This is a genomic window from Pseudoalteromonas tunicata, assembly GCF_002310815.1.
In the GTDB taxonomy this organism is placed as follows: domain Bacteria; phylum Pseudomonadota; class Gammaproteobacteria; order Enterobacterales; family Alteromonadaceae; genus Pseudoalteromonas; species Pseudoalteromonas tunicata.
This window is the reverse complement of the sequence record NZ_CP011032.1, coordinates 3,589,165-3,615,474: the sequence shown is the minus strand read 5'-3', so window position 1 is coordinate 3,615,474 and position 26,310 is coordinate 3,589,165. Positions and strand designations below refer to the sequence as shown.

The following is a 26,310-nucleotide window of genomic DNA, read 5'->3' as shown; positions in this document are numbered from 1 at the left end:
TCAATTATTACTTATATTGCTGTAAGCTGGCTTTCTCTTTGCGATACATCAAAATGCCTGAGACTAATACCGCAAAGCTCACAATAGAAATAATAATGGTTGCAAGCGCATTGATTTGTGGGCTTACCCCTAACCTGACACTCGAATACACCATCATTGGCAGTGTAGTTGCACCTGGGCCTGAAACAAAGTTTGCTACCACCAAGTCATCCATCGAAAGCGTAAACGCTAATAACCAACCAGCAGCAAGCGCTGGGGCTATCAGCGGTAATGTGATGGTAAAAAATACTTTGAGTGGGCGAGCACCTAAATCAAGGGCTGCTTCTTCAAATGAGCGATCCATATTTTTTAAGCGACTACGCACAATCACGGTGACATAAGCCATCGAAAAAGTACTATGAGCCAAAATAATGGTTAATTGTCCGCGACTTTCTGGCCAGCCAAACATGTCTTTCATGGCAACAAACAGTAATAGCATTGATAAGCCAATAATAATTTCAGGCATCACCAAAGGGGCAGTGGTCATCACTTCGAGGGTTTTATTACTTCTCGATTTAGGAAAACGCACCAAAGCAATCGCGGCAAGTGTACCTAGCATCACTGCAATCCAGGCATTAAAAAAGGCGATTTTTACACTGAGCCATGCGGCACTTAGCAGAGGTTCGTTTTGCGCTAACTCAACATACCATTTAGTACTAAAACCTGCCCATACAGTAACAAGGCGGCTTTCATTAAATGAATAAATGATCAGGCTGAAAATTGGAGCATACAAAAATCCAAAGCCAATGAGTAAGACGATGATTGAGAGAAGTTTGGTCTTTTTCACTTAAATGTCATCCACAACTTTACGTTCATAATTTTGCATATAAATGAACGGAATTATCAATACAATCAGTAACACAGTGGTCAGTGCTGAAGCGACAGGCCAATCTTTATTGTTAAAGAATTCAATCCACATCAGTTTTCCAAGCATTAATGTATCAGGGCCACCGAGTAAGTCGGGGATCACAAATTCACCCATGACTGGAATAAATACTAACATTGCCCCAGCTAAAATACCGGAAACCGATTGCGGTAACGTAATAGTGAAAAATTGTGTTATCGGTTTTGCCCCTAAATCAGCGGCTGCTTCGAGTAACGAGCCATCTAATTTCACTAAAGTGGCGTACAAGGGCAAAATAAAGAAAGGTAAATAGCTATAAACAATACCGATATAAACCGCGGTAGGTGTATGTAAAATCTCTAACGGTTGGTCGATGACCCCAAGCCACATCAAAAAATTATTAATCACACCGTTACTTTTTAAGATGCCGATCCATGCATAAACACGGATTAAAAACGATGTCCAAAAAGGTAGGATGATTAACATTAATAGGGGCGTGCGCCATTTTTCAGGTGCGGTTGCAATAGCATAAGCCATTGGGTAGCCGACAAAAATACATAAAATAGTAGAAATAAAGGCCACTTTTAGCGAGCCAAGCAAAGCGCTAAAATAAAGTGAGTCTTCAAGTAATAATAAGTAATTGGCAAAGTTTATCTTGATTGTCACTAAGCCATCTTCAACATCACGTACTAAATCCAAATAAGGCGGTTGTGCAAGTGTTGCTTCAGAAAGGCTGATTTTAAGTACAAACAGAAAAGGCAGCATAAAAAACAATGTTAGCCATATTGTTGGAATGGCTGAAACAATTGTTTGGCTGCGGATTTTGAAGTCCTTTAAAGCCATCATTGTGTTAATAATCCACAGCTATAAGGTGACCAAGACAAGGTCACGGTTTGATCCCAAGTAAGTGGTTGTTCGGCTAAAGGTTGCACATTTGATTGGGTGAACTTAATACGTTTACCCGTTGGTAACTCAGCGTGGTAAATCGATACATCCCCTAAATAAGCAATTTCTTTAATCACACCTGTAATGCTATTGGTTTGATCGGGTGCTGCGGTCGAAACTTGGATTTTTTCAGGGCGAATAATCATACTGACCTCCATACCTGCAACAAGCGGTTGACCATGACTAATTTGTACATCGGCGCCTAATTCATCACTAGTAATCGTCACTAATTCATCTTGTTGTGATTTAACTACGCCATGAAAAATATTAGCTAAACCAATAAAACCAGCCGCGTAAACAGAAGCTGGATATTCATACATGCGCCGTGGTGTATCAAGTTGCTCAATGCGGCCTTCGTGCAATAATGCAATACGAGTCGACATCGTCATCGCTTCTTCTTGGTCATGTGTTACCACGATAAAAGTGGTATTAAGGCGCTCTTGAATGTTTACTAATTCAAACTGTGTTTCTTCGCGTAATTTTTTATCTAATGCACCAAGCGGTTCATCAAGTAGCAAAATTTTTGGGTGTTTTGCTAAAGAACGCGCTAAGGCAACACGTTGGCGTTGGCCGCCTGACAGTTGGTGCGGTTTACGATTGGCGAATTTAGTGATTTGCACCAAATTCATCATTTCTTCAACACGTTGCTGACGTTCTTGGCGAGACATTTTCTCTTGTTTTAAACCATACGCAATATTGTCAGCCACAGTCATATGTGGAAATAGTGCGTAAGATTGAAACATCATATTGACGGGGCGTTTGTATGGCGGCAGGTTAGTGACGTCTTGGCCATCAATTATTATCGTGCCACTACTGGGGGTTTCAAAACCGGCTAGCATTCTTAATAACGTTGTTTTGCCACAACCAGAAGCACCTAAAAGCGAAAAAAATTCACCTTGGTGAATTTCTAGATTGATATCATCTACTGCGTATGTGGTACCAAAATTCTTCGTTAGATTTTTAATCTGAACGATAGGAACTTCAACTTTGTCAACAGCGGTCATTTAGCATTGCACCTCGTGTATTCATGAGTGAAAGTAATCGGCGTGCGTACACGCCGATTGAGTTAGTTACTTGTTTGTTTTTAAACGAGTCCACAGGCGATTCATATCACGCGCTTGTTTTTCATTTGGGGTATTTAAAATCATTAATTTTTCAAGCGTTGCTTGCGGTGGGTAAATACCTGGATCAGTCGCAATCGCTTTATCAACAAATTGTGCGGCAGGTTTGTTAGCATTGGCGTAGGCAACAAAATTGGTTACTTCAGCAATGACTTCTGGGCGCATCATGTAATTAATAAATTTATGAGCTTGCTCTACATTTTTAGAATCGGCTGGAATTGCCATTACGTCCGTCCATACCACAGCACCTTCAGATGGAACAACATAAGCCACTTCAACACCATTGTTTGCCTCAGCTGCACGGTCACGAGCTTGTAACAAATCGCCAGAATAACCGTGAGCAACACAGCTATCACCATTTGCTAAATCATTAATATATTGTGAACTATGAAAGTATTTAATATGTGGACGAACCGCTTTAACGATTTCGGCCGCTTCGGTGACTGCTTTTTTACTAAAGTCAGCCGGATCGCTGCCTGAATAAGCGCGAACTGCAGCAAATACCTCAGTGGCGTCATCCATTAAAGAAACACCACAAACCGAAAGCTTTTGAACAATAACAGGGTCAAATACCAGTTTCCATGTATCTAAAGGCATATCGTCGCCTAAGATCTCTTTTACTTTTTTAACGTTATAACCAATGCCTGTTGTGCCCCACATATAAGGAGTTAAATGCGCATTGTTTGGGTCAAGATCAACAAGAGACTTTAAAATAACAGGATCAATATTCGCTAAATTAGGCAGTAGCGCTTTATTAAGGGGTTGATAAATTCCCGCTTTAACATGGCGGCCAGCAAAAGGACGAGCGGTTGGAAATACTAAGTCGTAGCCACTGCTACCTGCAAATAATTTAGTTTCGAGTACTTCATTTGAATCATAAACATCATAGGTCACCTTAATGCCCGTTTCTTTTTCGAAATTAGCAATGGTGTCTTTGGCGATATAATCTGACCAATTATAAATATGCAAGCTTTCTGCATTGGCATGAGCGGCGGCAGATAGCAAACTCAAAGATAGTGCAACAGATGTTAAACAACGTTTTAACATAAAATAGCTCCCGATATGTTGATGTTTATGCTAGCTCAAATGTTAGGAGCTAATTTTTGTTAGTCGAAACCAAAATCCAAATTTTGGATGTGAAATATGACAAAAAATAGTAAAAAATGAAAGAAAATAATAGCTAACAAGCTGTAAAATTCTTTTAATCGAAATGGAAAAAACAGCAGAGATTCGACACCTGAACTTTCTGTGTAGTTTAAGTATTTTCTTATTGCCCTAACTATTTGTTAATTATTAATTTTATCTGTATTTTTTTTGCCATTTATTTATCTGGTATTTTTTGCATATAAATTCATCTGTAACATCAGATCTTATGACTATTTTCTTATCATCTTGAACTCAAAAGTAGTTTTTATTAGTAGCGAATATTAATGTTTCGAAAGAGGGATATTTTTGATTAAGTGAATAGAGGATAAATAAACATCATTAATTAAATTGTCTTGCAAAAACTATTCATTTTTTCGAGATAATTACCTTAATAACATTCATCTTATTGTAATAATGAGCTATATTACCCTTCCAGAGGGAAGATGTTGCACCGCAACATCTTTTTTTATGTCTAGGTTTTGGTCAAGCAGCATATTGCGAGCGAAGTCAAAGCCTCCACTCACAGACAACATCCTTTGGAGAATAGTTTGAGCCATATTAAGTTATCAGCACTCAGTTTAGCCGTATGTTTAAGCCTACCTGGTTATGCATTAGCAAACGAAACCACACAAAACGAAGCACAAAAAGCAAGCTTTGAAAAAATTGAAGTCACTGCACGTAAACGTACCGAAAGTCTTTTTGAATCACCAACTGCTATTTCATCGATTGGCTCAGGCTTAATTGAAAGTGCCAATATGAGTAACTTAGATGATATTGGTAAATATGTACCAAATTTAAATATCACCCGTTATGGTGTTGGTAATGCAGCCCATGCTTCGGTATTCATTCGTGGCATTGGTTTGCAAGATCACGTTATTACCACAGATCCAGGTGTGGGGGTATATTTAGATGGTGTCTATTTAGGCCGTCAAATGGGAGCAAATCTTTCTTTACCGAATGTTGAGCGTGTAGAAGTATTACGTGGCCCACAGGGTACTTTATATGGACGTAATACCTTAGGTGGTGCGGTAAATATCATCACTAAGCAACCTGGCAGCGACAATATAGTTACAGTTAATACTAAATTAGGTAGCCGTGGTCGAATTGCTGGCGATGTGTATTTAAATACGGAATTAACTGATGAGCTTAGTTTTTCAGCCAGTGGTTCATTTAAAAAACGCGATGGTGTAGGTAAGGCTATTAACTTAGCTAATCCAGAAAAAGAAATCGGTGAGGAAGAAGAGCTTAGCGGTCGTATGAGTGCAAAATGGCAAGCTACCTCTGAATTAGCATTTACAGTGAGTGTAGATGCGGTTGATAACGAAGCGGGTCAATCTCCTTATACAATTGAATTTACCTCTGCACTTGATGCAAATGACCCATTTAATGGTGATTTCCCTCTATTAACACCCGATATGATCCCATCAAATCCTGATGATTTAGCAACAACAGTTGCTGGTATTGAATCAACAGGCTATTCAGGTTGGGGTACGTCTTTTATTGCTGATTGGCAAATTAATGATATTTATACAGCCAAATTTATCAGTAGTTTTAGAAGCTCTGAGTACGAAGGTGGCCTAGATGATGATGCATCTGCCCTTAATTTATCTGAGTTTCCAGAAGAGGGTGGTGCAGATCAGTACTCATTTGAGATTCAAGTAAATGCTACATTTGACAATATGGACTTTGTTTCTGGTTTATATTATTTCAATGAGGATGGTTATACTCGTTCAGGTCCATTTGTTTTTAGCCCATGGAATACACCAAACGGTTTACTAAATGATGGCACGACAGCTTCTTTTGGTGATTATGGCTACTTTGATATAAACCAAGAAACTGATTCATATGCTGCTTATTTTAATATGAGTTATGACTTAAGCGCCGATTTAAGCGTCGGTGGTGGTTTACGTTATTCAAAAGATGAAAAAGCAGCTGATGCTATTTTCCCATCATTTAGTGAACGTAAATTTGAAACTGCTGAGTTTGATGCCGTAACGTGGGATGTTAATACATCTTATAAGTTAGCGAATGGCATGAATGTTTATGGCCAAATTCAAAAAGGCTATCAAACAGGCGGTTTCCCACCACGTCCATTTGGTGGCCCTGCACAGTTTGTATCGTTTGATGAAACCCATGCAATTAACTACGAAATGGGCTTAAAAGGTCAAGTGCTTGAAAACGTGTCGATGTTATTGGCCGTATTTAAAACAAACTACACCGATTTAGCATTACCATTTTCAGATCCAACTGCGGGTGGCGGTTTTGTAACTATAGTTGAAAATGCTGGTGAATCAGAAGCTATGGGTTTTGAACTTGAAACTACTATTGCAGTTACCGATGATTTTAGCATTCGCAGTGCCATAGGTTATTTAGATGCTGAAATTACTAAAGTAGATGCAGGTGTAATTGGCATTGGTAAGGGCGATACACCAGCACTGACGCCAAAATGGACCATTATGATCGCACCTTCGTATTTTGTTGATTTAGAAAATGGTGCAACCATTGCGATGAATGCTAATTATTCATACCGCAGTGAAATCCAAGGTCAGTCAGTTTATAACGCTTCAGAAACGATTGATTCGCGTGAATTAGTGGGCTTTAACGTGTCGTATCAAGCACCTGCAGGTGATTGGGAAGTGACGCTATATGGCGAAAACGTATTTAATGAAATTTACGATCAAGGCCGTTTACAGCAAAGTGGTTTTGTTGGTGTGATGCGCAGCAACGACCGCAGCGAGTTTGGTTTAAAATTCCGTAAAGATTTTGAACTGTAATCCTCAATAAAATGTAATGCCTTTTGGCTAATAAAATGCCGCGATAGCAATATCGCGGCATTTTTGTTGCTAACAGCTGAAGCAAGGTACTTGGCTAATGTAGAAAGTCCCAAATACTTTTTAGCATTTGCTCGTAATAAGGGTTGTACGTGAGGCGCTTGATTGGGCTAAATCTTTCAATGTTGTCCTTCGTTACTTCGCCAACATTGACCTGTGCATTTGTTTTACAGGCTTTGTACTGTTTATCGTCACTTAAATAATGGCCACAATTACGATACTGACCTTGTACGCCATAATGTGCGTTTTGTGGACTATTAGTGGGCGAGGTGTGGGCGATATCTTTGACTGCTGCGCAAAGGCTGGTTTCATCACATTGTGGCACGGTCAGTTTTATGGTGTCATTAAGTGTTTTCTTTGCATTTTTGGCTTGGCCATAATAAATAACCTCATCTTTGTTGGCTGTTTTGCGCCCTGACGTTTTGTGCCAAAAGTTGGCTAGCTTTAAACTCGCATTGGTATTAATGGTTTGATCGGCTTCACTGGCAATAAGTAGCAATGGAATATCGTGGCCAATTAAATGGGTTGGGGGGGTTACATCAAGGCGCTGCATTAATGAATTAACTTGGCCTGCGGCATTAAATGAAAATGACTCATATTTGGCAAAATCACTATCAGCATCTTTATCAAGCCAATCAACAAAAGGGATTTTAGCAACATATTTAGCGAGCCATGCCTGCTGGCTTTTGGCTTGTGATGCTGGCGACCACATCAGCAAGCCTTTGATTTTATCGCTCACGGTTTGTTGCTGCATGAGATGGTCAAAAATCAGTGCGCCGCCAGTAGAAAAGCCGCCTAAGTACACCTGTTCAAAATCAGCTAACGTACGATTAATGCCATACGCAGCAGCTTGTTGCCATTGTTGGTAAGTCACATCAATTAAATCCGCTGGCGCAGTGCCGTGGCCTGGTAGCAATAATGTGCGCACATTAAAACCTTGCTCGAAAAAATACCCTGCTAAATCGTGAAATAAATAAGGCGAATCAGTTAAGCCATGGAGCAGCAAAATAGCTTTATTATTGTTAGCTTGGCGCAACTCAAAAGGAGCGATTAAATCAGCCACTATTCGCTTTTGCGTCGAAGATGCTTCAATGGCCGTGACCGGAGTCATAATCGGGCAAGGTCGACTTGCCTGAGGGTTGCGAGCTTTGATGTATGCTTTTGATGCGCTGATGTATTCGCTAAACGGTGCTTGAGCATTATAGCTAAATGCCGTGGTGTTTGATGGGGAACTAAAACGAAATGATCCTTGTTCTTTCGCATTTATCATAGCTGAAAAATCATGGTTAATAGTAATGCAATCGACTGAAAAAGTGTCTGCATGTAAAGAGCTAAGAGTGCTCAATGCCAACGAAAATAGGGTGATTTTGTAAAATACGCGCATGGTATAACATCCTGTTTTAAATAGTATTGGTGCGTTTATATTGCTCAAACAATGAAATTTGCCATGGTCGCATAGCGAGCAATAATCCGGTATGTTGACGCTGTTCAAGTGGCAATTGAGTATCTTCTTGATTAAGTAATGCCACTTCTTTGGTGAGTTGGTTGAGTTTACGCTCAATGATTGCCAACGAACTTGTTGAATAGCTGCCCCGCAAATAAAAGCGAAAGCTTCCCGGTTGGTTAAATTTATCGGCCATAAATGAGCCCATTACTTCTCGCTCCATAAACTTTGCTAATGGACCATTGGGGATCCAGCGAAAATCTTGGGCTATAAGCAGTTTATAGTGATTGTTTGGTAGTAAATCGATCATTTTTAATTTATCGAGTCGCGCTAATAAACGAATACATTGATGTTCGCTAATCTGATAATGTTGAATAATTTCAGCAAATTGCCAGCCATCTCGAACACAGACCGCGACTAAAAATAATTCGGGATCGTCCATTAGCTCTTGTTCTTGCTCTAACGTGAGTTGGCTTAACTGTTCACTTTGTTTTTCCGAGAGTAAAAACAAGTCCGAAAGATTGATATTAATTAGCTGACAAATTTCTTCTAATCTGTCTAGGGTAAAACTTTGATTTGCAAAGATGCGTTTTACATTAGCTTCGCTCATTTTTAGTGCTTGAGCGATATCTTTGTAGGTGAGTTGATGTTGGCGCAGTAATAGTTTTAAGGTCTGATTAATCTGCTTTATTTGGCTCATAGGTTTAAATATCAATGCTAAGTATTAAAATACTATACTTTTAGTCTTTAAAAAGTAAACAAACAATAGATATGTTTACTCAATGTATATTTGCTTTATCTTCGGTGTTGCTGATAACAATAAGGAAGCATCATGAAAAAAATAACGACAACATTACTTATCATCTCATCTTTAATCACTTTAAATGCAGGCGCATCAGAAGCGCTAAATCATAGTGCAAAAGCAAGTAAACACTCAGCTCTTGCCGCAAGTACTGGGGCGCAGTCTGTTGCCAAAGTAGCGAGTGTTGCAGTTGCAATTCCCGTTGTCGTGGTGGGTGCATCAACGGTTGCAGTTGGGAGTGCAAGTGTGGCGGCTGGAACAAAGATATTAGATGCCACGGTTAGTAAAAAGCCGCTTACGATTAGTGATGAAGTATTAACTGCCGATCAGGCTCCTAATTTAGCGATTGAAAAAACGAGCAAAACGGTAGATAAAGCTAATGAAGCTTAATTCATTCTTAGTAACTTTTGCATTGCTGGTGACGATTTTGTCGCCAGCAAGTTTTGCGGGCAGCAATAATGCCGGTGAGGCGCTATTTCCAGCGGATGAAATTACTCAATTTGCTAAAAGTGTTGAGAGATATGCGGCAAATCAAGGTGCAAGAGCGTTTATTATTGCCCGTGTTGGTCGACCAGCCAAGGAGTTACCAACAGGGATCTACTTTACCCATACCGCATTAGCCATTTATTCAGATATTACTTTGACCGATGGTAAAACAGTGCAAGGTTATGCGATTCATAACCTGTACCAACAAGCTGACAACCCTGCTAAAAGTATGTTAATGGTGGATTATCCGGTTGATTTTTTTTGGAGCGCAAATGAATTAACTGCTGGTATTATTATTCCCACCGCAGCATTGCAAAATAAACTGATTAATTTAGTGGCGACAGAACAACATAAGCTGCTTCATAACGATCGTTATTCAGTTATCGCTAATCCGTTTAATACAAGATTCCAAAACTGCACCGAATTTACCTTAGATATGATTAATGCAGCCATTTATGGCACCACAGATATAGATAAATTAAAGGTCAACGCACACGCATATTTTTCACCGCAAGTGGTGGCAACCAGTCGTTTAAAATTAATGTTAGGGTCGCTCTTTTTAGCTGAAGTGAGTACCAAAGACCACAAAGGAAAAGTGCAAACCGCAACATTTTCAACCATCGCCGCCTATTTAAAGCGTTATGATTTAGCTGAACAAGTTGTACATTTTAGCCCTCAAGAAATAAAAACGTTGTAGGGTATAAAAATCAAGCGCTATAGCAACCTATATTGCGGTATTTTATCTTTTTTATATTTGTCTTTCGCTGTCATCGAAAAAACTTGCACCTTTTTGATGCCAGATTTAACCTTGCCCACCAAATTTATAAATTTTCATCTTTAGCCAGATATTTTCAAAGGGAATAAGGTCGTTTGATGCGTCAATAGTGAGTCTATTGTTCGTTAATCTAACGTTATTCTCGTTGAAAAAAGCTCCCTGAGATAAATTTATAATCCAGTATTCATGTTAATTAGATCATTCTCTTGCTTGTCTATCGTTTGTCCTCCCCCTGAAGTTCAAATCTTGCGTGCAATTATTTCTCATAAGGACTGTTATGTTTCGACATTTTAAAATAAAAACTCGATTGCTTTGGTTAGGATTAACCGCAATTACCGCCTTGGCATTACTTGGTTTTTTAGCAATTTCTTCGATTAATGCGATTTTGACCCAAATTCACATCGACAATAAGCTGGTGGATATTAATAAAGGGATGTATCAAGCGCGGTTAGGTCAAGCAGATTACATTATTACCGGCGAGGTTCGTTTTTTAAAAATTAATCGTGATAAAACTGCGTTAGCATTAGAGTCTGCACAAGCTTTAAAAGGCAAAATGGTGGTGGCAAGTTCTGTGGCACAAATGTCAGATGCTATTGCCAGTATTCGTGCTTATAGCCAAGCGGTAGAGGTCGGTTTTCGTAATTCACATCAGCCTTCGAGCCAAGATACTCAAGTGATGCTGCGAGCGGCTCAGCAAGTGACCGATTTAATTACCCATTTAAGCGAAGAGGAAGAGCAAATCGCATTAGCAACCGTAAAGCAGCAAAAATCTAACTTGATTATTTTAAGTATCATTGCGGTAGTATTGGTATTGATCCTGCTTTATCTGATTTCACAAAGCATAGTGCAACCTCTTAATAAGCTTGAGCAAACTTTTACTTATGTTGCGCAAACATCTAATTTATCTGCAGCAGCTGAGCAAAGTGGCCAAGATGAAATTTCAAGCATCGCAGCAAGCTTTAATGAAATGTTGGCCAGCTTTCGGGAAACGCTCATTGTGGTACAAAAAAATGTGCTAAAAACCACAGAACAAGTTAATAACATGATGCAAGGCGCTGATGACAGTAGCAAAATTGTGGCTCAACAACAGATCCAACTTGAAGGCCTTGCTACTTCGATGAATGAAATGGCGGTAACAAGCAAAGATGTCGCACAAAATGCTGAAATGATGGCAGATATGAGTGAACAATCGCAGCAAGATGCCGCCGATGGTCAGCAGCAAATGGGCCAGACAATGGATAATATTCAACTTGCGGCAAAAGAAATAGCCCGTGCAGATACCATAGTGCAAGAATTAAAAGATGGAGTTTTGCAAATTGGTGACATTGCCGAGGTGATCCGCGGTATTTCAGAGCAAACCAATTTACTTGCTTTAAATGCTGCAATTGAAGCCGCCAGAGCTGGTGCACAAGGGCGCGGTTTTGCTGTTGTTGCAGATGAAGTAAGAACCTTAGCGGCAAGAACGCAGCAATCAACTCAAGAAATAAAAAGCACCATAGATAACTTACAACAAAATGCGATGAATGCCGCCGATGCAATGCTTGTATCGCAACAGCAGATGAAACAATGTGTTATTTCATCAGATAAAACCAGTCATGAGTTAGTTAAAATCGTGACGAAACTGCAGCAAACAAATCAGATGGTGGCTGAAATTGCAGCCGCTGCCGAGCAGCAAAATATGGTGTCGGAGCAAGCCAGTGAAAATATTAGTGATATCAGTAGCGCAGCTCAGGGAGTAACAAATTCATCTTTAGTACTGGCCAATGAATCGCGACAACTCGCGCAAGCAGCGCTTGATTTACAAGATAATTTAGCCAGCTTTAAGTTTTAATTGGGGCGTTTAGTCTTGAGAAAATAATGTGAATGTATTGTTTTCAAGGTACAGTGGTTGAAAGGCTTGTAGTTAAATAAATTAACTTGGTTAAGGGTAAAACATGCGCATACTGATTTTAGTGTTGATGTTAAGTTTTTGTAGTGGAGTAATGGCTAAAACGCCCTTGATTATGGGTTACAGTGATAGCCATATATCTAAGGTTTTTGGTCAAGAACGTCGTTACATGGTTGCATTACCTGAGCAGTATCAGGTCAATTCTCGTCATTACCCAACCTTATACATTATTGATGCGGACTTTCAATTTCAACACGTGGCTGCCACGGTGAATAACCTTGCTCGCATGGGAAAAATTCCGCCCATGATAGTGGTTGGAATTGCAACTCAAGGCAATCAAGATTACCTAAAAAGTAATACATGGCCGAGTGAATTAGAAGGAGATGAGTTTGGTGGCGCTGCGATATTTGCGCAATATTTGCAGCAAGAGCTTATTCCATTAATTGAGCAAACTTATCGTACCAATACGCAGCGAGCATTAGCTGGGTACTCACTCGGTGGTTTAACGGTCATGCAAAACTTACTTGATGAAACAAGCCCATTTAATGCATTTTTAGCGTTTAGTCCAAGTCTTTGGTATGACGATTATGGTTACAAAAAGAAATTTGAAGCTCAGGTTAAAAATATAAATAGGCAAAATAAACCTTTGTTTATATCGCTGGCCAATGAGCAAGGAATGGGTGTGCGCCCTTTGGTGGAACTATTAAAAAATAAATCACTAGTCAATTTTAAATGGCAATTTAAAGAATATCCAAAAGAGACACATTACAGCACAGCTTTGCCTGCTTTATATGATGGTTTGCTTTTTTTAGCACCCGATTACTTTATTGATCTTGACCAAATGATGAAGCAAAAAGATTACCTTGCTCTTTTTGCACTATTTGAGGCCAAAAAATCACTCTGGACGGGGTTTAATTTTGAATGGTTGCAAAGCTATACCTTGAGTAAGTATTTTTTTGCATCAAAACAAAGTGACAGCATTCCCGAAGCGTTAAATTGGATCAAAGAGCATTTTGCTGATTCATATAATGAAGTCTTGATAAATTTTGCTTTAGGTTACAACAAAAAGCAGCAAGCTGAGCAGGCAAAAAACCTATTACTGAGTATCGAAAAAACATCTCTCGAAAATGCGAAATGGCATTATCAAATAGCTTTAAGTTATCAGCAGCTTGGAGACAATAAACTCGCATCACAACACCATCAGCAAGCATTACAATTAGCACAAATCCAACAGCTCGAAAGTTGGGAGTGTTGGGAGTTGGAACCTTACTTAACCTTCTGATTTTATTGTTTATATTAATTATAGGTGGTGTGTAATATCAAGTAATACTCTTATCAGATAAGGGTTGTATAGTAATAGATACAGAAAACTCATCAGCATTTTTGGGTTTTCTGAGAGGTTCAATTTTTAGTTGGATTAAAATTGCGCAATTGTATAAAATTGCGCCCTATTTTTTATCAAGGGAAATTATGTTTAAACATAAACTAGCACTCATAGCGACAGCTGTTGCGGCAGCGACTGGAAGCTTCAGTGTTTCAGCTGATGACAGCGTTGACATAGGGCTGTTGAAAAACGGTTATTCTGTCATGGTTTGGCAGGATTTTTCAGCTCGCTCAGGTTCAGGAAATGGCACTATCGCCGCAGGTAATAATATTCTTATTGATTACGATACTGCGAGCTTTAATGGAAAATACGGTTCTTCGCAAAGTAATGGTGGTTATTCACTTTCTGCCGGTCAGAGCACTTCATCTATCGCACTCGTTGCTGGTAACAATGTTGCTTTTGGTGAAGGCGCTTTGTTTGGCAATATTTATGCTGGAAAAACCGTTGATTTAGCGAAAAACTACGTTCTAGATGGCGGTAAGCAGAAGTTTGAAAATGTTGCGCAAGACGACTTACCATTTGATTTTGATGATGCTAAAGAAGATGCCAAAGAACTTAGCCTAGCACTTGATAACAAACAAAACACGGGTTCCGTTATTTTAAGATCGAGTGCTGAGCTGGTATTAAAAGCATCTGATTCAGACGATAAAATTCAAGTATTCACAATTAATGGTGAAGATGTATCTGGCAAAAACTTTGATCTTGCCAATATTCGCTCTATCTATCTTGAAGGTGTCGACGCTGATACAACGGTTGTGGTTAATTTCAAAGGTGAGCACCCGCAGTTAAGTGGTGGTTTACATGGTTTTACTGCAGAAAAAACCGTCTTTAATTTCCCGCAAGCAAACACCCTTAACATTACTAGTTTTATTGATATTTTAGCTGTTGTATTAGCGCCTGATGCAGACATTGAGTCAGCTTCTGGTAATGCTTACATGGCAATTATTGCAAAAAGCTTAGTTGCTCAAGGAGGTTCAGGCGCTCAACTAACACTTAGCGGTGGTGTTTTTAGTGGTGATTTGTCATTAGATGACGACGATACTGACGACGGTGATACAGGCGGTGGCGATACTGGCGGTGGTGATACAGGCGGTGGCGATACAGGCGGTGGCGATACAGGCGGTGGTGATACTGGTGGTGGCGATACAGGCGGTGGCGATACTGGCGGTGGCGATACAGGCGGTGGTGATACAGGCGGCGGTGATACAGGCGGCGGTGATACAGGCGGTGGCGATACAGGCGGTGGTGATACTGGCGGTGGCGATACAGACAAGCCATTAGCGTGTAATGGTTTATATGGTGTTAGCGGCCTAGACAATAAACCAATGGTTTATATTGATCTTGAAAAAGGCCTTGTGCAACAGCCATTTGAGTTTGATCAACCAAACCATAAATCAGATGCAGTTGCATACGATAAAATCAACGACCGTTTATATTACATCACTAAAGTAAATGGTGCGCTTAAACCTAAAGTTGCTTATGTAAATATGCAAACGGGCGAAGATGTTAAATTAGCTGAAATTGACGGTGGCTATCGTTTAGTATTTAGCCCTGATAGCTCGCAATTATTTGCATCTAGTGGCCGTGATATTGTTGAGATTAACCCTACAACTGGCGCTGTCATTAGTAAAATCAGTTTAAAATCAAATGATGAGTCTATCACATTTGGTATGGGTGATTTGGTGTTCATCCAAGACGAGCTATACATAGTATCTCAATTGCATTTAATTAAAGTTGACCTCGTTAATAAACAAGCAACAGTGCTTGGTAAGCATGGGGTAAATGGTGCGACGGGTGCAGAAGTTGATAGCGAAGGTAATTTGTTAATTTCAAAAATTAACAATGCGACTGCTCAAACAACGATTTACAGCATCAATGTAACTGAGTTGAAAGCAACAGCAGTGGCGACTGTTGACTATGCAATCAACGATTTAGCACTGCGTCATTTTGATGGCAAAACCTGTAATACCGATCCAGTTGATCCAGTCGAGCCAATAAAATCATCACTTGTTGCGATTGAATTAATATCAGACCGCCAAGTTGAAGGTGATGACTTAGTTGCTAAAGTGATGTTCAGTGGTGGCGAAGAAGCTCAGTTAAACATTAACTTAAGCTCTAACACTGCAGACATAGATGCTGATTTCACATCAAAAGTGTCTGTTTCATTTGATGATGGCCAAACTTGGTTAACTGATATTGAGGCTAAAAATGGATCTGTCACTGTGCCTGAGAATGCAAAATCAGCGCTGATTAAAATCCATACTTTAACTGATACTGAAGTTGAAAATGATGAAAGCTTACGTCTAGAGGTTTCATTTGCTCACGATCCAAGCGTTGTTAAATCAGAGCTATTAACAATAGTTGATAAACCAACTGGTGGTGATACTGGCGGCGGCGACGCATGTGAAATGCCTAAAGTATCTTTTATTACCGCATTATCGATTTTCAACGGTGAATATACGCAAGATTCAAAAGCGTTCACTTATGAAGGTGGCGAAATGCAGTTTGAAGTGGGCTTTGATGGTCCAGCAAAATGCAATGGTAATTTCCAGTTTAAGTTAAACGATATTGAAACAACTCAACGTCTTGATTATTCAGCACTGGTATCTGTTTCTTCGTTAACTAACGAAAATTGGCTCAATAATGTAAATGTTGCTTTAGGTTCTGCAACGTATGCAGTGCAAGAAGGTGATGAAGGCTTTATTGTTCGTGTTAAAACTTTAGCTGATACTACGAAAGAGAAAAATGAAGTATTTACTTTATCTGTATGGAATAAATCAGACCAATCAGATGTGAAGTATAAAGATCATTCAATCGAAAATAATGCGGCTACAGATGTGGATGATGGCACCCCAGGCACTGGTGGTGGTACTCCAGGCACTGGTACGCCAGGTAACGGTAATACTGATCCAGATAGCTGCTCATCAGAAGATGAAATACCAGCTATGAAGTTCATTACTGCATTATCAGTAGATGAAGGCCGTAGCTTCACCAAAGAAGGTGGAAAAATGGAGTACTACGCCGGCTTTGCAAAAGAAGCGAGCTGTTCAGGTACTTTCTATTTTTCATTTGCTGATGATCACACCACAAAAGGTGTTGATTACTCAACAAACGTTGATATCCAAACGTGGGATAAACAACCTGCACAATACAATGTTGATGCTGCTAATGGTGCAGCCGTTAACGTAGTAAAAGGAACGGCAGGGTTTACCATTACGCTTACAACGTTAGCTGATGATGAAGCTGAAGAGCGCGAAGAGTATTTCTTACATACTTGGCGTAAAGCGGATAAGTCAGACCTTAAAATTAAAGATCACACTATTGTTGATAACAAATAATAATTTGTTATTCAGTTAATAATAAAAGCGGCCTAAGTTAGGTCGCTTTTTTTTGCCCTTAAAATACGATTGATATATGATGTGTATATGTTTTGTATATTCATTGGGTTTTGAAAGCAGACGATGGGAATAATTAAAGTTTCTGATGAGCTTCATCAGGAAATTCGTAAAGCCAGTGCGGTGATGGCGCGTTCGATTAATGCGCAGGCCGAGTTTTGGGCCAAAATGGGTATGCTGGCCGAGCTCAATCCACATCTCACTTACAATGAGTTGATTAAACAAGAGCTTGCAAGAGCAGATTTGCACCCCTTTGCTACATTAGAGGATGAACATGAGTAAGGTTATTATTAAAACCGCAGCTGAAATTGAATTAATGCGACTATCAGGCCAATTACTAGCAAAGGTTTTTGCCAAGCTTGATGGGTTTATGGCCGAAGGCATCACCACCATGGCGATTAATGATTTTGTCGAGCGCTATATTGTTGACGAGCTCAATGCGCGCCCAGCGAGCAAAGGGCAATATGGCTATCAATATAGCTTAAATACTTCGGTTAATGATGTGGTTTGTCATGGTATTCCAAATCAAGTACCACTGCAGCAAGGTGATATTGTCAATGTGGATATTACCCTTGAAAAAAATGGTTTTATTGCTGATTCAAGCAAAATGTACTTGATTGGTCAGTGCTCCGTTGCCGCAGAACGATTATGCGATATGACCTATCAAGCGATGTGGCAAGGGATTAAAAAAGTAAAAGCGGGGGCAACCTTAGGTGATATTGGTTTTGCGATAGCCAGTTTTGCTCATCAAAATGGCTACAGTGTCGTTAAAGAATATTGCGGCCATGGTATTGGTGCACAAATGCATGAAGCGCCACAAGTATTACATTATGGGCGAATGAACACAGGTTTAGTTCTTGAGCCGGGCATGACCTTTACCATTGAACCCATGATCAACCAAGGTAAAGCCAAAATTAAAAATCTAAAAGATGGTTGGACAGTGGTTACTGCCGACAAAAAACTCTCCGCGCAGTGGGAGCATACTATTTTAGTGACTGATACGGGCTATGAAGTATTGACCCTTCGCGCCGAAGAAACGTTAGCGTGACATTAAGCCTGTTACCAGCCCAATATGGATATAAAGCGCTATTGTTGATTGATGGCAGCGTGCATCCGCCAAGTAAAATGGGGGTCGCGGGTTATCGTTTAATCACTGATGGGTATTATGAAGCTTACTGTGATATTGGTTATGGGCAGGGTGAGCTTTTTTATGGCCTTTGCATTAAATCATTTCAAAATACCAGCTCAACTCACCTTGAGATTAATGGCGCCTTATGGGCATTGGATCAGGTTACCCACTACAGCGGTGCTTTAGCTATTGTTTCTGATTGTCAAACCTTATGCCAGTTGCCACTGCGCCGTGCTCGCTTAGAGGCGGGTCAGTTTTGCAATCAGCATGGGCAATTACTCGCATTAAGTGAGGCTTATCAAAAGCTATTCTCATATAGTGATAGATTGCTTGAAAAAACAGGGCAACCGCTTGGTTTTATTCAGCTAAAAGGTCATAGCAAGGTATCTGATCGCAATTCATTGCAAATAGAATTTGCCAAACTCGATCAAGCAGTGCGAAAAGAGCTACGGTTGCTGATTTAGCTTTTTATCACTTTAACGATTAAACGAGCGCGGCTAATTTTGTTTACGATATTGTTTTGGTGGTAAACCCATTTGTTGTTTAAAGGCCGCAATAAAAGAGCTATCACTGTCATAACCAAGTGTTGCTGCAATGTCTTTAATCGGTAAATCTTGATCTAATAAAGTTAATGCTTTTAAAACTCTAATCCTCTGTTTCCATTGATTAAATCCCATCGCAAAATTGAGTAAAAACAACCGATGTAAAGTGCGGGTTGATGCACCCACTTGATTAGCAAAGTCATTAAGGGTGCGTTTACTTTCAGGATGATGGTTAAAGTGACTAACAATTGGCTGCAAACGTTTGTCTGTGATATTGGGTATAAAAAAATCTTGTTTAGGTGCGCTTACAAGTTGATCAACCAAGACATCAATCACGCGCTGTTTTTCTGTGCTGAGCTGGTAATCTCTACCCCAATGGCAGACTTCTAATATTAATGCTTGTAATAATGGCCCTACAGCTAATGTTTGAATGGCATCACCTAGAGGGGCGGTAATATGGTCCTGAAAATGCAGGCTACGCAAGCGAGTAGGACATTGACAGGTAATTTGATGAGTCATGTTAGGTGGTAACCATAAGGCTTGCTGTGGCGGCACCACAAATAAACCTTGGTCGGTTTCAATTTGTAAAATACCTTGGCTTGAATACGCTAATTGTGACCAAGGGTGAGCATGTTTAATTACTTGGGTCATTGGTGAAAACTCGCTGCTAAGAGGCATTACCGGATGGGGAAGACCATCTGGGTAGTGTCGTTGCTCGCGTGATTGATAGTTAGTTTTTGACTGAATATCCATATATATTGTCTTTGTTAGCATTATCAGACATGTAACCATAACAATATACTGACTGCATTCAAAGTAAATTGATAATCAAGAGCATGGAACAACATAAACCTTGGCAAACCCCTTTTGTATTTTTAGCTTGTGCTAGTGCCGTTATCGCCATTACCTTTAGTGCGTGGATGGCAATGCTGAATAATTTTGCCATTGAGCATGCCCAATTTGGTGGTGCTGAAATTGGTATATTGCAATCACTACGTGAAATCCCAGGCTTTTTAGCTTTTACTGCGGTGTTTGTTTTGCTGGTATTAAAAGAGCAAACATTTGCGTTAGTTTCGCTCGCGCTGTTAGCTGTGAGTGTTTCAGTTACTGGATTTTTCCCGTCCATTTATGGCCTATATGCCACCACGGTTTTAATGTCGATAGGGTATCATTATTTTGAAACCATCAATCAATCGCTTGCCTTACAATGGTTCGATAAAGAAAACGCACCTCAGTTGTTAGGGCGTTTGTTATCTATGACTTCAATTATTTCATTATGCAGTTATGGTTTTGTTTGGTTGGGTTTTAGCGTTTTTGCAGCTCAATATGTCACTGTGTATTTGATATGTGGTGGTATTGGCTTGCTGTTGACTATTTTTTTGATAGTGGCTATGCCGACTTTTAAAGCGCAACATGTGCAGCACAAGCATTTAGTGCTGCGTAAAAAGTACAGTTTGTATTACTTACTGACGTTTTTGTCTGGTGCCCGTCGGCAAATTTTTGTGGTCTTTGCTGGTTTTTTAATGGTCGAAAAATTTGGCTACAGTGTGGCCGAAATTAGCGCTCTGTATATGCTCAATCATTTAATTAATATTTTTGCTGCTCCACAAATTGGTAAGTTGATCAGCAAAATTGGTGAACGAAAAGCGCTGACATTAGAATATATTGGTCTTATTTTTGTATTTGTCGGCTATGGTTTAGTTGAGCATGCACATTGGGCTGCGTTTTTGTATGTGGTTGATCATTTGTTTTTTGCGATGGCAATTGCGTTAAAAACCTATTTTCAAAAAATTGCCGATCCAAAAGATATCGCCTCAAGTGCAGGGGTGAGTTTTACCATCAATCATATTGCTGCTGTGGTTATTCCTGCTTTATTTGGCTTGGTTTGGTTAGTGAACCCAAGTTTAGTTTTTTATGCCGGGGCACTCATTGCGTTATGTTCGTTAGCGGCAAGCCAATTTGTAAAAATCGAGCAAAAAACAGTGTGATTTTATTGAGTTAATACTTACTTTAGTATGGTTTAAGCTAAGGTTAGCGTTGTGTTTTTTAATGCAAAAGGGACCGCCATGACAAACAATAAAAAACGAGGCTTAATGGGAAACCCAAGGTGGATGTTGGCAATCGTATTCGCTATTTTGGCGGGTTGTGACAAGTCAAGCCAAGTTGCATTAGGCACGCTAGAACGTGATAGGGTCGCCTTAACAGCAATGGCCAATGAAATTATTGTGGCGCTGCCCGTTAAGCAAGGTCAAAGTGTAGAAAAAGGCGCCGTGTTAGTGCAATTTGATGACGCTAAGCAACAAGCACAATTGGCGCAAGCCAATGCCTTTTTGCAGCAAGCGCAGGCGCAACTTAATAAATTACTTAATGGCGCGCGCATTGAAGATATTGCTAGTAGTAAAGCGCAAGTGGCAACCGCCCAAGCTAATTTAAAAGATGCACAACAAAGTTATCAACGTATTCAAAACCTAGTTAAACAATCGTTGTCGAGTCAATCCTTGTTTGATCACAACAAAGCGAATCTTGATGCCGCACAAGGGCAGTTTAATCAAGCTCAACAACAACTTAATTTACTGCTTAATGGTGCACGCAGCGAAGACATTGCCATCGCACAAGCCCAAGTTGCCGCTCAAGCTGCCCAAGTACAAAGTGCTATGCGTTCATTAGCAGATTTAACTGTAAAAGCGACGCGCGATGGAATGGTTGACAGCTTGCCGTGGAATTTAGGTGAGCGTGTCACTCAAGGCAGTCCTGTGGTGGTTTTGTTGGCTGATGCCGCGCCCTTTGCCCGCATTTATGTACCTGAGCCACATCGCGTTCACATCAAGGCGGGCGACAGCTTAGCTATTCATGTTGATGGGATTGCCGAAACGATTTCTGGTACTGTGCGCTGGATTGCAAGTGAGGCTGCTTTTACGCCTTATTATGCGTTAAATCAGCAAGAGCGCAGCCAATTAATGTATCTGGCGCAAGTGGAATTACCACCACAGTTCGCCCACTTACCGAGCGGAGTACCCGTGCAGGTTGAGATGCCATGAGCAAGTTTGTGATTGATGCCAAGCAACTCACGATGCAATTTGGCGACTATAAAGCGATTAATGCGCTCGATTTGCAGGTTGAACAAGGCACGATTTATGGATTTCTAGGACCAAATGGCTGTGGTAAAACCACCGCTATTCGCATGTTAACAGGGCTACTCAGTCCAACCGCAGGTTCAGTTAACGTTTTAGGTTTTGAGTTACCAGCACAAGCTGAAGCACTTAAATTACACGTAGGTTATATGACGCAAAAATTTGCGCTGTATGACGATTTAACCGTGCTTGAAAACTTACGTTTTGTTGCGCGGATTTATGGTTTATCACGCCAAGCGATGGCCACTCGAGTTGATGAATTACTCGAAAACTATGACTTACGACCGTTTGCAAATCAATTAGCAGGTACTATGAGTGGCGGGCAAAAACAGCGCTTAGGACTGGCCGCCGCCATTATTCACAAACCTAAACTGTTGTTTTTAGATGAGCCCACTTCTGCGGTTGATCCGCAAAATCGGCGCGATTTTTGGCAAAAACTATTTCAATTGTGCGAGCAAGGCGCGAGTATTTTAGTCTCAACCCATTATATGGATGAGGCGGAGCGCTGCCATAAATTGGCTATATTAAAACAAGGCGTGAAACGCGCCGATGGCTCCCCCGATGAGCTGATGGCGCAAATGACAGCTTGGGTTTATGAAGTAGAAGGTGAGCTGCTTGGCGACATAAAACAATGTTTAGTGGTCAATGACATTATTTTATCCGTTGCGCAGTTAGGGAGCCGTTTGCGGGTGCTGGTGGCAAAATCTTACTCGCAACCAGAGCAATACTTAAATGAATTACTGCAAGAGTTTTCGGTTAAGGTTAATGCGGTGCGGCCAAATTTAGAAGATGTGTTTGTTACTTGCACCAGCGAGGGATTAGCATGAATGCATTGCGTCGTATTTTAGCAATTGTTATCAAGGAGTTTTATCAACTTAAACGCGATAAAATGACCTTGCGTATGGTGATTATGATCCCGCTTATTCAGCTAATGTTGTTTGGTTTTGCCATCAATACCAATGTTCGGCATATTCCCGTGGCGTTGGTTGATCACAGCCAAAACACCTTAAGCCGTATTCTGGTGCAAACCATTAGCGCTACCAATGTGGTTGCAATAACGCAGCATTATTCCGATGAGCAAACTGCAAAAATTGCGCTGCAATCGGGTGAGGTTAAAGCTATTTTAGTGATCCCTGCCGATTTAAGTCAGCGCTTGGTGCGCCATGCTGTGGTTGGGTTAGCATCGCCACCGGCAACTAGCGGTCATACTAGTCGGCCATTAGCTCAGTGGCTGGTGGATGGCTCCGATACTATGATAGCAAGCGCCATTAAAGGCCTAAGGCAAATGCCATTGGCCGAATTACTTAATAAGCCGGTCAATAAAGCGGTGCCGACTTTTGAAGTTGCACTGTTTTTTAACCCAGAGCAGCGCACTGTGGTTAATATTGTGCCAGGTTTAGTTGGCGTGATTTTAACCATGACCATGATCATGTTTACCTCAGCGGCTATTGTGCGAGAACGTGAGCGCGGTAACCTAGAAATGCTGATCAATACACCTATCAAACCGATTGAACTGATGCTGGCCAAAATAGTACCTTTTTTACTGATTGGTTTACTGCAAATGGCGATTATTTTGGGTTTGGGAAAATTGGTCTTTTCAGTGCCAATCAATGGCAGTAACGCTGCTATTTTATGTTTTACCTTATTATTTATCGCAGCTAGTTTGGCATTAGGTTTATTGATTTCAACGATTGCAAAAACTCAGCTGCAGTCGATGCAGATGACGATTTTTATCTTACTGCCATCGATATTACTATCGGGTTTTATGTTTCCTTATGAAGGCATGCCAAAGTTTGCCCAGTATTTAGCCGAAGCTTTACCCGCAACGCATTATATTCGCGCCATTCGCGCGTTATTATTACGCGATGCCGATATCATGACGCTTACCCCCGATATTGTATGGCTCGCCGGTTTCAGTGTTTTTGCTTTAATTGCGGCATCACTGCGCTTTAAAAAGCAACTTGATTAACCAGAGTTCAAGATAAGAGGTTTGTATTACATTCGAGTCGATTGTGCGTTAATCCAAGGCTGCTAACGCTGAATATCGATGCCTGAGAGAGATTTATGACCGAGTATTTAGGTTAATTAGCTTGGGGTAAATAAAGTGATAAAACAAGGTTTGGATAATACATTCATTATCCAAACCTTTTTTAGTTTGATAAACAATTCATTAATTCTGGAAGTAAATGTTCGGCAAAAGCGCCTTCGCCATTAATCCAGACACTGTTGCTGTAGTGCTCAAAGTGTAAGTCAAACCCTTCACCTTGAAAGCTAAAACGTTGCAAGTGGCGATCAGCACCTTGCTCTATTTGCTGTAAGCTGATGGCTTCATGATGCAAAAAAATACTTGCCCACAAAGCAAAGTCTTCATCGCTTGGCATTACGGTTGGACGAACAATTAATACCTGATGGTTTTTGTCTAATTCTATTTGGCTCATAGTTCTTTTTTCGTTATTAAATTAAGTGCCGCAAAAGGTGCGATAATGGCTATCACCGTCACTTGGTGGTAGCTGGTATTTTGCAGTAGAGTCTAGTGCATGATATGGATCACGTAAAATAGTTAAAAACTCATTAATGTCGGTTGTTTGCTGTTGTTCAAATTGAGCCAAAACAGCCTCAACATTATGATTGCGAGGGATCACTAGCGGGTTGGTTCTTGTCATCAAAGCGGATGCTGAATCTGTTGCCGTACTGGATGAAACAAGATAATCACGCCACGCTTGATACCAATCACCGAGTTGTGTTTTTAACTTATTTGCGTGAGTGTCATCATCAAGTGATAACTGTAACGCAATAAAAGTATTTGTGTAATCAAGTGCCTGTTCTTGCATCAGTATTAATAATTGGTCCACTAAAGCTTTTACGGCATCATTGCTGTCGGTACAGCCTAGTTTATTGGCCATCATTTGATAAAAAGCTGCTTGATATTGCTCAGAAAATTTCATGATGAGCGGTTCGACCAAGGCTACAGCTTGTGCTTGGTCTTCATTAATAAGTGGCAGTAACGCCTCAGCTAAGCGTGCCATGTTCCACTGTGCAATACGGCCTTGGTTGCCAAAGGCATAGCGGCTATTGCGATCAATTGAGCTAAATACAGTGCCTAGATGATAGTGATTCATCATGGCGCAGGGCCCAAAATCAATGGTTTCACCACTGATAGCGGTATTATCGGTATTCATTACGCCATGTATAAAACCAACGCGGCTCCATGCAACCACCAGTGTTATTTGCTTATAGATCACGGCTTGTAAAAAATCAATGATACGCTGCGAGCCGATGCTGGTTATTTCACTATAGTGTCGATTGATGGCATATTCGGTTAGTGAGGCTAACGCATCGAGATTGCCTTGCGCCGAAAAATACTGAAAAGTACCAACCCGTAAATGACTCGTGGCAATGCGGGTGACCACAGCCCCCATTTTAGCTTGTTCGCGAAAGACTAACTCGCCGGTTTTAACTACGGCTAAACAGCGAGTGGTTGGTACGCCTAATGCGGCCATTGCTTCGCTCATAATAAATTCACGTACCGCCGGACCAAGGGCACAGCGGCCATCGCCTTGGCGCGAAAAAGCTGTTGGGCCTGAACCTTTAAGTGCTATATCGACTCGCTGGCCATTGTTATTAATGAGTTCACCTAATAAATGCGCTCGGCCATCCCCAAGTTGCGGATTAAAGTGACCAAACTGATGGCCAGCGTACGCTTGGGCGATAGGCTCTGCACCAACGGGCAGTTGGTTACCACTAAAATATTGTGCCAATAACGCCGAGTTATTTTGTAATTCGGGCGCTATGTTCAGCTCATTGGCCAAAGATGTATTCCATAATAATAACTCAGGCTGTCTGACGGGAGTGGGTGCAACGGGTTGAAAAAATACCGCATCAAGTTGGTTGTATGTATTAGAGAATTTCATTTTGGTTGGCTGCAAGCAAAGAGTTGATAAGGTATTTTAACTGATGTATTGAATAAAAACCTGACTAAATCAACCGGTATTTGCACGTGTTTTGTTGCGTAAGCGCAAAGTTTTTAGGACAAATCAATTTAAAATCTCGTTAGTTAAATTAAAGCGAGCAGTAAATATGAAAAAGAATTGAGTGGTGGCAATGCTTGTTGTGGTTACGTCATTGTCGGTTCAAGCGGCTGATATTACACAAGGTAAAACCAAAGCCATGATGTGTGGCGCTTGTCATGGTGTCAATGGAGTAAGCCTTGTGCCTATGTATCCCAATTTAGCCGAGCAAAAAAGTACCTCTTTAATTAAACAGCTAAAGGAGTTTAGGCCAGGCGTGCGAAACGACCCTATGATGACGCCAATGGCGAAGCCCTTGAGCGATGTTGATATTGATAATATTTATGCTTATTTTGTGTCGTTACTGGCTGCAAAATAAAGTATGAGGTGTCAGCTAGATC

General features: G+C 40.6%; 23 protein-coding genes. 14 read left to right on the top strand and 9 right to left on the bottom strand.

The features are described from left to right. Window positions 1-7: 7 nt before the first annotated feature. From PTUN_RS16360 to PTUN_RS16345, 4 genes are all read right to left on the bottom strand, one after another. On the bottom strand, window positions 8-826 hold the full coding sequence (locus PTUN_RS16360) for an ABC transporter permease subunit (RefSeq protein ID WP_009840677.1): 819 nt from the start codon (window positions 824-826) through the stop codon (window positions 8-10). Then, window positions 827-1,729 carry an ABC transporter permease subunit gene (locus tag PTUN_RS16355; RefSeq protein WP_009840676.1) on the bottom strand — a complete coding sequence of 301 codons (903 nt, stop codon included), beginning with the start codon at window positions 1,727-1,729 and terminating at the stop codon, window positions 827-829. It abuts the gene before it with no gap. After that, window positions 1,726-2,832: an ABC transporter ATP-binding protein gene (locus tag PTUN_RS16350; protein WP_009840675.1), complete on the bottom strand. Its 1,107-nt coding sequence runs from the start codon at window positions 2,830-2,832 to the stop codon at window positions 1,726-1,728. The genes PTUN_RS16355 and PTUN_RS16350 overlap by 4 nt, the downstream gene beginning before the upstream one ends. Before the next feature lie 66 nt (window positions 2,833-2,898). Then, complete coding sequence (locus PTUN_RS16345; protein ID WP_009840674.1) at window positions 2,899-3,996, bottom strand: polyamine ABC transporter substrate-binding protein; 1,098 nt, start codon at window positions 3,994-3,996, stop codon at window positions 2,899-2,901. A gap of 647 nt (window positions 3,997-4,643) precedes the next feature. Here PTUN_RS16345 and PTUN_RS16340 point away from each other — a divergent pair. Next, window positions 4,644-6,869 carry a TonB-dependent receptor gene (locus PTUN_RS16340; protein WP_009840672.1) on the top strand — a complete coding sequence of 742 codons (2,226 nt, stop codon included), beginning with the start codon at window positions 4,644-4,646 and terminating at the stop codon, window positions 6,867-6,869. A gap of 94 nt (window positions 6,870-6,963) precedes the next feature. Here PTUN_RS16340 and PTUN_RS16335 read toward each other — a convergent pair whose 3' ends face one another. Together PTUN_RS16335 and PTUN_RS16330 are read right to left on the bottom strand one after the other, a co-directional pair. Then, window positions 6,964-8,310: an alpha/beta hydrolase gene (locus tag PTUN_RS16335; RefSeq protein ID WP_009840671.1), complete on the bottom strand. Its 1,347-nt coding sequence runs from the start codon at window positions 8,308-8,310 to the stop codon at window positions 6,964-6,966. Window positions 8,311-8,326: 16 nt separating this feature from the next. Then, window positions 8,327-9,070 (bottom strand): helix-turn-helix domain-containing protein, encoded by a 744-nt coding sequence (locus PTUN_RS16330; protein ID WP_009840670.1) that lies wholly within the window; start codon window positions 9,068-9,070, stop codon window positions 8,327-8,329. A 132-nt stretch (window positions 9,071-9,202) separates the two neighbouring features. Here PTUN_RS16330 and PTUN_RS16325 point away from each other — a divergent pair, with 132 nt between their 5' ends. The 8 genes from PTUN_RS16325 to PTUN_RS16290 all read left to right on the top strand — a co-directional run bounded on the left by PTUN_RS16325 (window position 9,203) and on the right by PTUN_RS16290 (window position 18,693). Then, window positions 9,203-9,562 carry a hypothetical protein gene (locus PTUN_RS16325; RefSeq protein ID WP_009840669.1) on the top strand — a complete coding sequence of 120 codons (360 nt, stop codon included), beginning with the start codon at window positions 9,203-9,205 and terminating at the stop codon, window positions 9,560-9,562. Beyond that, window positions 9,552-10,355, top strand: coding sequence for a DUF2145 domain-containing protein (locus PTUN_RS16320; RefSeq protein WP_009840668.1), 804 nt, complete (start codon window positions 9,552-9,554; stop codon window positions 10,353-10,355). The genes PTUN_RS16325 and PTUN_RS16320 overlap by 11 nt, the downstream gene beginning before the upstream one ends. 355 nt (window positions 10,356-10,710) lie before the next feature. Next, window positions 10,711-12,264 (top strand): methyl-accepting chemotaxis protein, encoded by a 1,554-nt coding sequence (locus PTUN_RS16315; protein ID WP_009840667.1) that lies wholly within the window; start codon window positions 10,711-10,713, stop codon window positions 12,262-12,264. Between the two features lie 103 nt (window positions 12,265-12,367). After that, on the top strand, window positions 12,368-13,603 hold the full coding sequence (locus PTUN_RS16310; protein ID WP_009840666.1) for an alpha/beta hydrolase: 1,236 nt from the start codon (window positions 12,368-12,370) through the stop codon (window positions 13,601-13,603). Window positions 13,604-13,791: 188 nt separating this feature from the next. Continuing rightward, window positions 13,792-17,043: a choice-of-anchor A family protein gene (locus PTUN_RS16305; RefSeq protein WP_040644345.1), complete on the top strand. Its 3,252-nt coding sequence runs from the start codon at window positions 13,792-13,794 to the stop codon at window positions 17,041-17,043. A 123-nt stretch (window positions 17,044-17,166) separates the two neighbouring features. Next, the gene (locus PTUN_RS16300) at window positions 17,167-17,382 is read left to right on the top strand and encodes a ParD-like family protein (protein WP_009840664.1); all 216 of its coding nucleotides are present in this window, start codon (window positions 17,167-17,169) and stop codon (window positions 17,380-17,382) included. Further along, the gene (map, locus tag PTUN_RS16295) at window positions 17,375-18,148 is read left to right on the top strand and encodes a type I methionyl aminopeptidase (protein ID WP_009840663.1); all 774 of its coding nucleotides are present in this window, start codon (window positions 17,375-17,377) and stop codon (window positions 18,146-18,148) included. Before PTUN_RS16300 ends, map begins: the two co-directional genes overlap by 8 nt. Beyond that, a complete protein-coding gene (locus tag PTUN_RS16290; RefSeq protein ID WP_009840662.1) occupies window positions 18,145-18,693 on the top strand; it encodes a hypothetical protein in 549 nt (182 codons plus the stop codon). Before map ends, PTUN_RS16290 begins: the two co-directional genes overlap by 4 nt. 33 nt (window positions 18,694-18,726) lie before the next feature. Here PTUN_RS16290 and PTUN_RS16285 read toward each other — a convergent pair whose 3' ends face one another. Next, the gene (locus PTUN_RS16285; RefSeq protein WP_009840661.1) at window positions 18,727-19,524 is read right to left on the bottom strand and encodes an AraC family transcriptional regulator; all 798 of its coding nucleotides are present in this window, start codon (window positions 19,522-19,524) and stop codon (window positions 18,727-18,729) included. Window positions 19,525-19,607: 83 nt separating this feature from the next. On the opposite strand from PTUN_RS16285, the gene PTUN_RS16280 reads away from it, so the two are divergent. The 4 genes from PTUN_RS16280 to PTUN_RS16265 all read left to right on the top strand — a co-directional run bounded on the left by PTUN_RS16280 (window position 19,608) and on the right by PTUN_RS16265 (window position 23,871). Further along, window positions 19,608-20,759 (top strand): MFS transporter, encoded by a 1,152-nt coding sequence (locus PTUN_RS16280; protein ID WP_009840660.1) that lies wholly within the window; start codon window positions 19,608-19,610, stop codon window positions 20,757-20,759. A 78-nt stretch (window positions 20,760-20,837) separates the two neighbouring features. After that, a complete protein-coding gene (locus tag PTUN_RS16275; RefSeq protein WP_232285055.1) occupies window positions 20,838-21,809 on the top strand; it encodes an HlyD family secretion protein in 972 nt (323 codons plus the stop codon). Next, window positions 21,806-22,729, top strand: a complete 924-nt coding sequence (locus PTUN_RS16270) for an ABC transporter ATP-binding protein (protein WP_009840658.1) — start codon at window positions 21,806-21,808, stop codon at window positions 22,727-22,729. The genes PTUN_RS16275 and PTUN_RS16270 overlap by 4 nt, the downstream gene beginning before the upstream one ends. Beyond that, window positions 22,726-23,871, top strand: a complete 1,146-nt coding sequence (locus tag PTUN_RS16265) for an ABC transporter permease (protein WP_009840657.1) — start codon at window positions 22,726-22,728, stop codon at window positions 23,869-23,871. The genes PTUN_RS16270 and PTUN_RS16265 overlap by 4 nt, the downstream gene beginning before the upstream one ends. Before the next feature lie 181 nt (window positions 23,872-24,052). Here the strand turns inward: PTUN_RS16265 and PTUN_RS16260 are convergent, their stop codons facing one another. Together PTUN_RS16260 and PTUN_RS16255 are read right to left on the bottom strand one after the other, a co-directional pair. Continuing rightward, window positions 24,053-24,340 (bottom strand): DUF3630 family protein, encoded by a 288-nt coding sequence (locus PTUN_RS16260; protein WP_009840656.1) that lies wholly within the window; start codon window positions 24,338-24,340, stop codon window positions 24,053-24,055. Window positions 24,341-24,361: 21 nt separating this feature from the next. Next, on the bottom strand, window positions 24,362-25,813 hold the full coding sequence (locus tag PTUN_RS16255; RefSeq protein WP_009840655.1) for a protein adenylyltransferase SelO: 1,452 nt from the start codon (window positions 25,811-25,813) through the stop codon (window positions 24,362-24,364). A gap of 190 nt (window positions 25,814-26,003) precedes the next feature. Between PTUN_RS16255 and PTUN_RS16250 the strand changes: the two genes are divergently transcribed. Beyond that, the gene (locus PTUN_RS16250; RefSeq protein WP_009840654.1) at window positions 26,004-26,288 is read left to right on the top strand and encodes a c-type cytochrome; all 285 of its coding nucleotides are present in this window, start codon (window positions 26,004-26,006) and stop codon (window positions 26,286-26,288) included. Window positions 26,289-26,310: the final 22 nt, after the last annotated feature.

Coding starts and splice junctions, on each gene's coding strand:
- PTUN_RS16355 (WP_009840676.1), bottom strand. CDS start 1,729: ATGATGGCTTTAAAGGACTTCAAAATCCGCAGCCAAACAATTGTTTCA.
- PTUN_RS16350 (WP_009840675.1), bottom strand. CDS start 2,832: ATGACCGCTGTTGACAAAGTTGAAGTTCCTATCGTTCAGATTAAAAAT.
- PTUN_RS16345 (WP_009840674.1), bottom strand. CDS start 3,996: ATGTTAAAACGTTGTTTAACATCTGTTGCACTATCTTTGAGTTTGCTA.
- PTUN_RS16335 (WP_009840671.1), bottom strand. CDS start 8,310: ATGCGCGTATTTTACAAAATCACCCTATTTTCGTTGGCATTGAGCACT.
- PTUN_RS16330 (WP_009840670.1), bottom strand. CDS start 9,070: ATGAGCCAAATAAAGCAGATTAATCAGACCTTAAAACTATTACTGCGC.
- PTUN_RS16325 (WP_009840669.1), top strand. CDS start 9,203: ATGAAAAAAATAACGACAACATTACTTATCATCTCATCTTTAATCACT.
- PTUN_RS16320 (WP_009840668.1), top strand. CDS start 9,552: ATGAAGCTTAATTCATTCTTAGTAACTTTTGCATTGCTGGTGACGATT.
- PTUN_RS16315 (WP_009840667.1), top strand. CDS start 10,711: ATGTTTCGACATTTTAAAATAAAAACTCGATTGCTTTGGTTAGGATTA.
- PTUN_RS16310 (WP_009840666.1), top strand. CDS start 12,368: ATGCGCATACTGATTTTAGTGTTGATGTTAAGTTTTTGTAGTGGAGTA.
- PTUN_RS16305 (WP_040644345.1), top strand. CDS start 13,792: ATGTTTAAACATAAACTAGCACTCATAGCGACAGCTGTTGCGGCAGCG.
- PTUN_RS16300 (WP_009840664.1), top strand. CDS start 17,167: ATGGGAATAATTAAAGTTTCTGATGAGCTTCATCAGGAAATTCGTAAA.
- map (WP_009840663.1), top strand. CDS start 17,375: ATGAGTAAGGTTATTATTAAAACCGCAGCTGAAATTGAATTAATGCGA.
- PTUN_RS16285 (WP_009840661.1), bottom strand. CDS start 19,524: ATGGATATTCAGTCAAAAACTAACTATCAATCACGCGAGCAACGACAC.
- PTUN_RS16280 (WP_009840660.1), top strand. CDS start 19,608: ATGGAACAACATAAACCTTGGCAAACCCCTTTTGTATTTTTAGCTTGT.
- PTUN_RS16275 (WP_232285055.1), top strand. CDS start 20,838: ATGACAAACAATAAAAAACGAGGCTTAATGGGAAACCCAAGGTGGATG.
- PTUN_RS16270 (WP_009840658.1), top strand. CDS start 21,806: ATGAGCAAGTTTGTGATTGATGCCAAGCAACTCACGATGCAATTTGGC.
- PTUN_RS16265 (WP_009840657.1), top strand. CDS start 22,726: ATGAATGCATTGCGTCGTATTTTAGCAATTGTTATCAAGGAGTTTTAT.
- PTUN_RS16260 (WP_009840656.1), bottom strand. CDS start 24,340: ATGAGCCAAATAGAATTAGACAAAAACCATCAGGTATTAATTGTTCGT.
- PTUN_RS16255 (WP_009840655.1), bottom strand. CDS start 25,813: ATGAAATTCTCTAATACATACAACCAACTTGATGCGGTATTTTTTCAA.
- PTUN_RS16250 (WP_009840654.1), top strand. CDS start 26,004: ATGCTTGTTGTGGTTACGTCATTGTCGGTTCAAGCGGCTGATATTACA.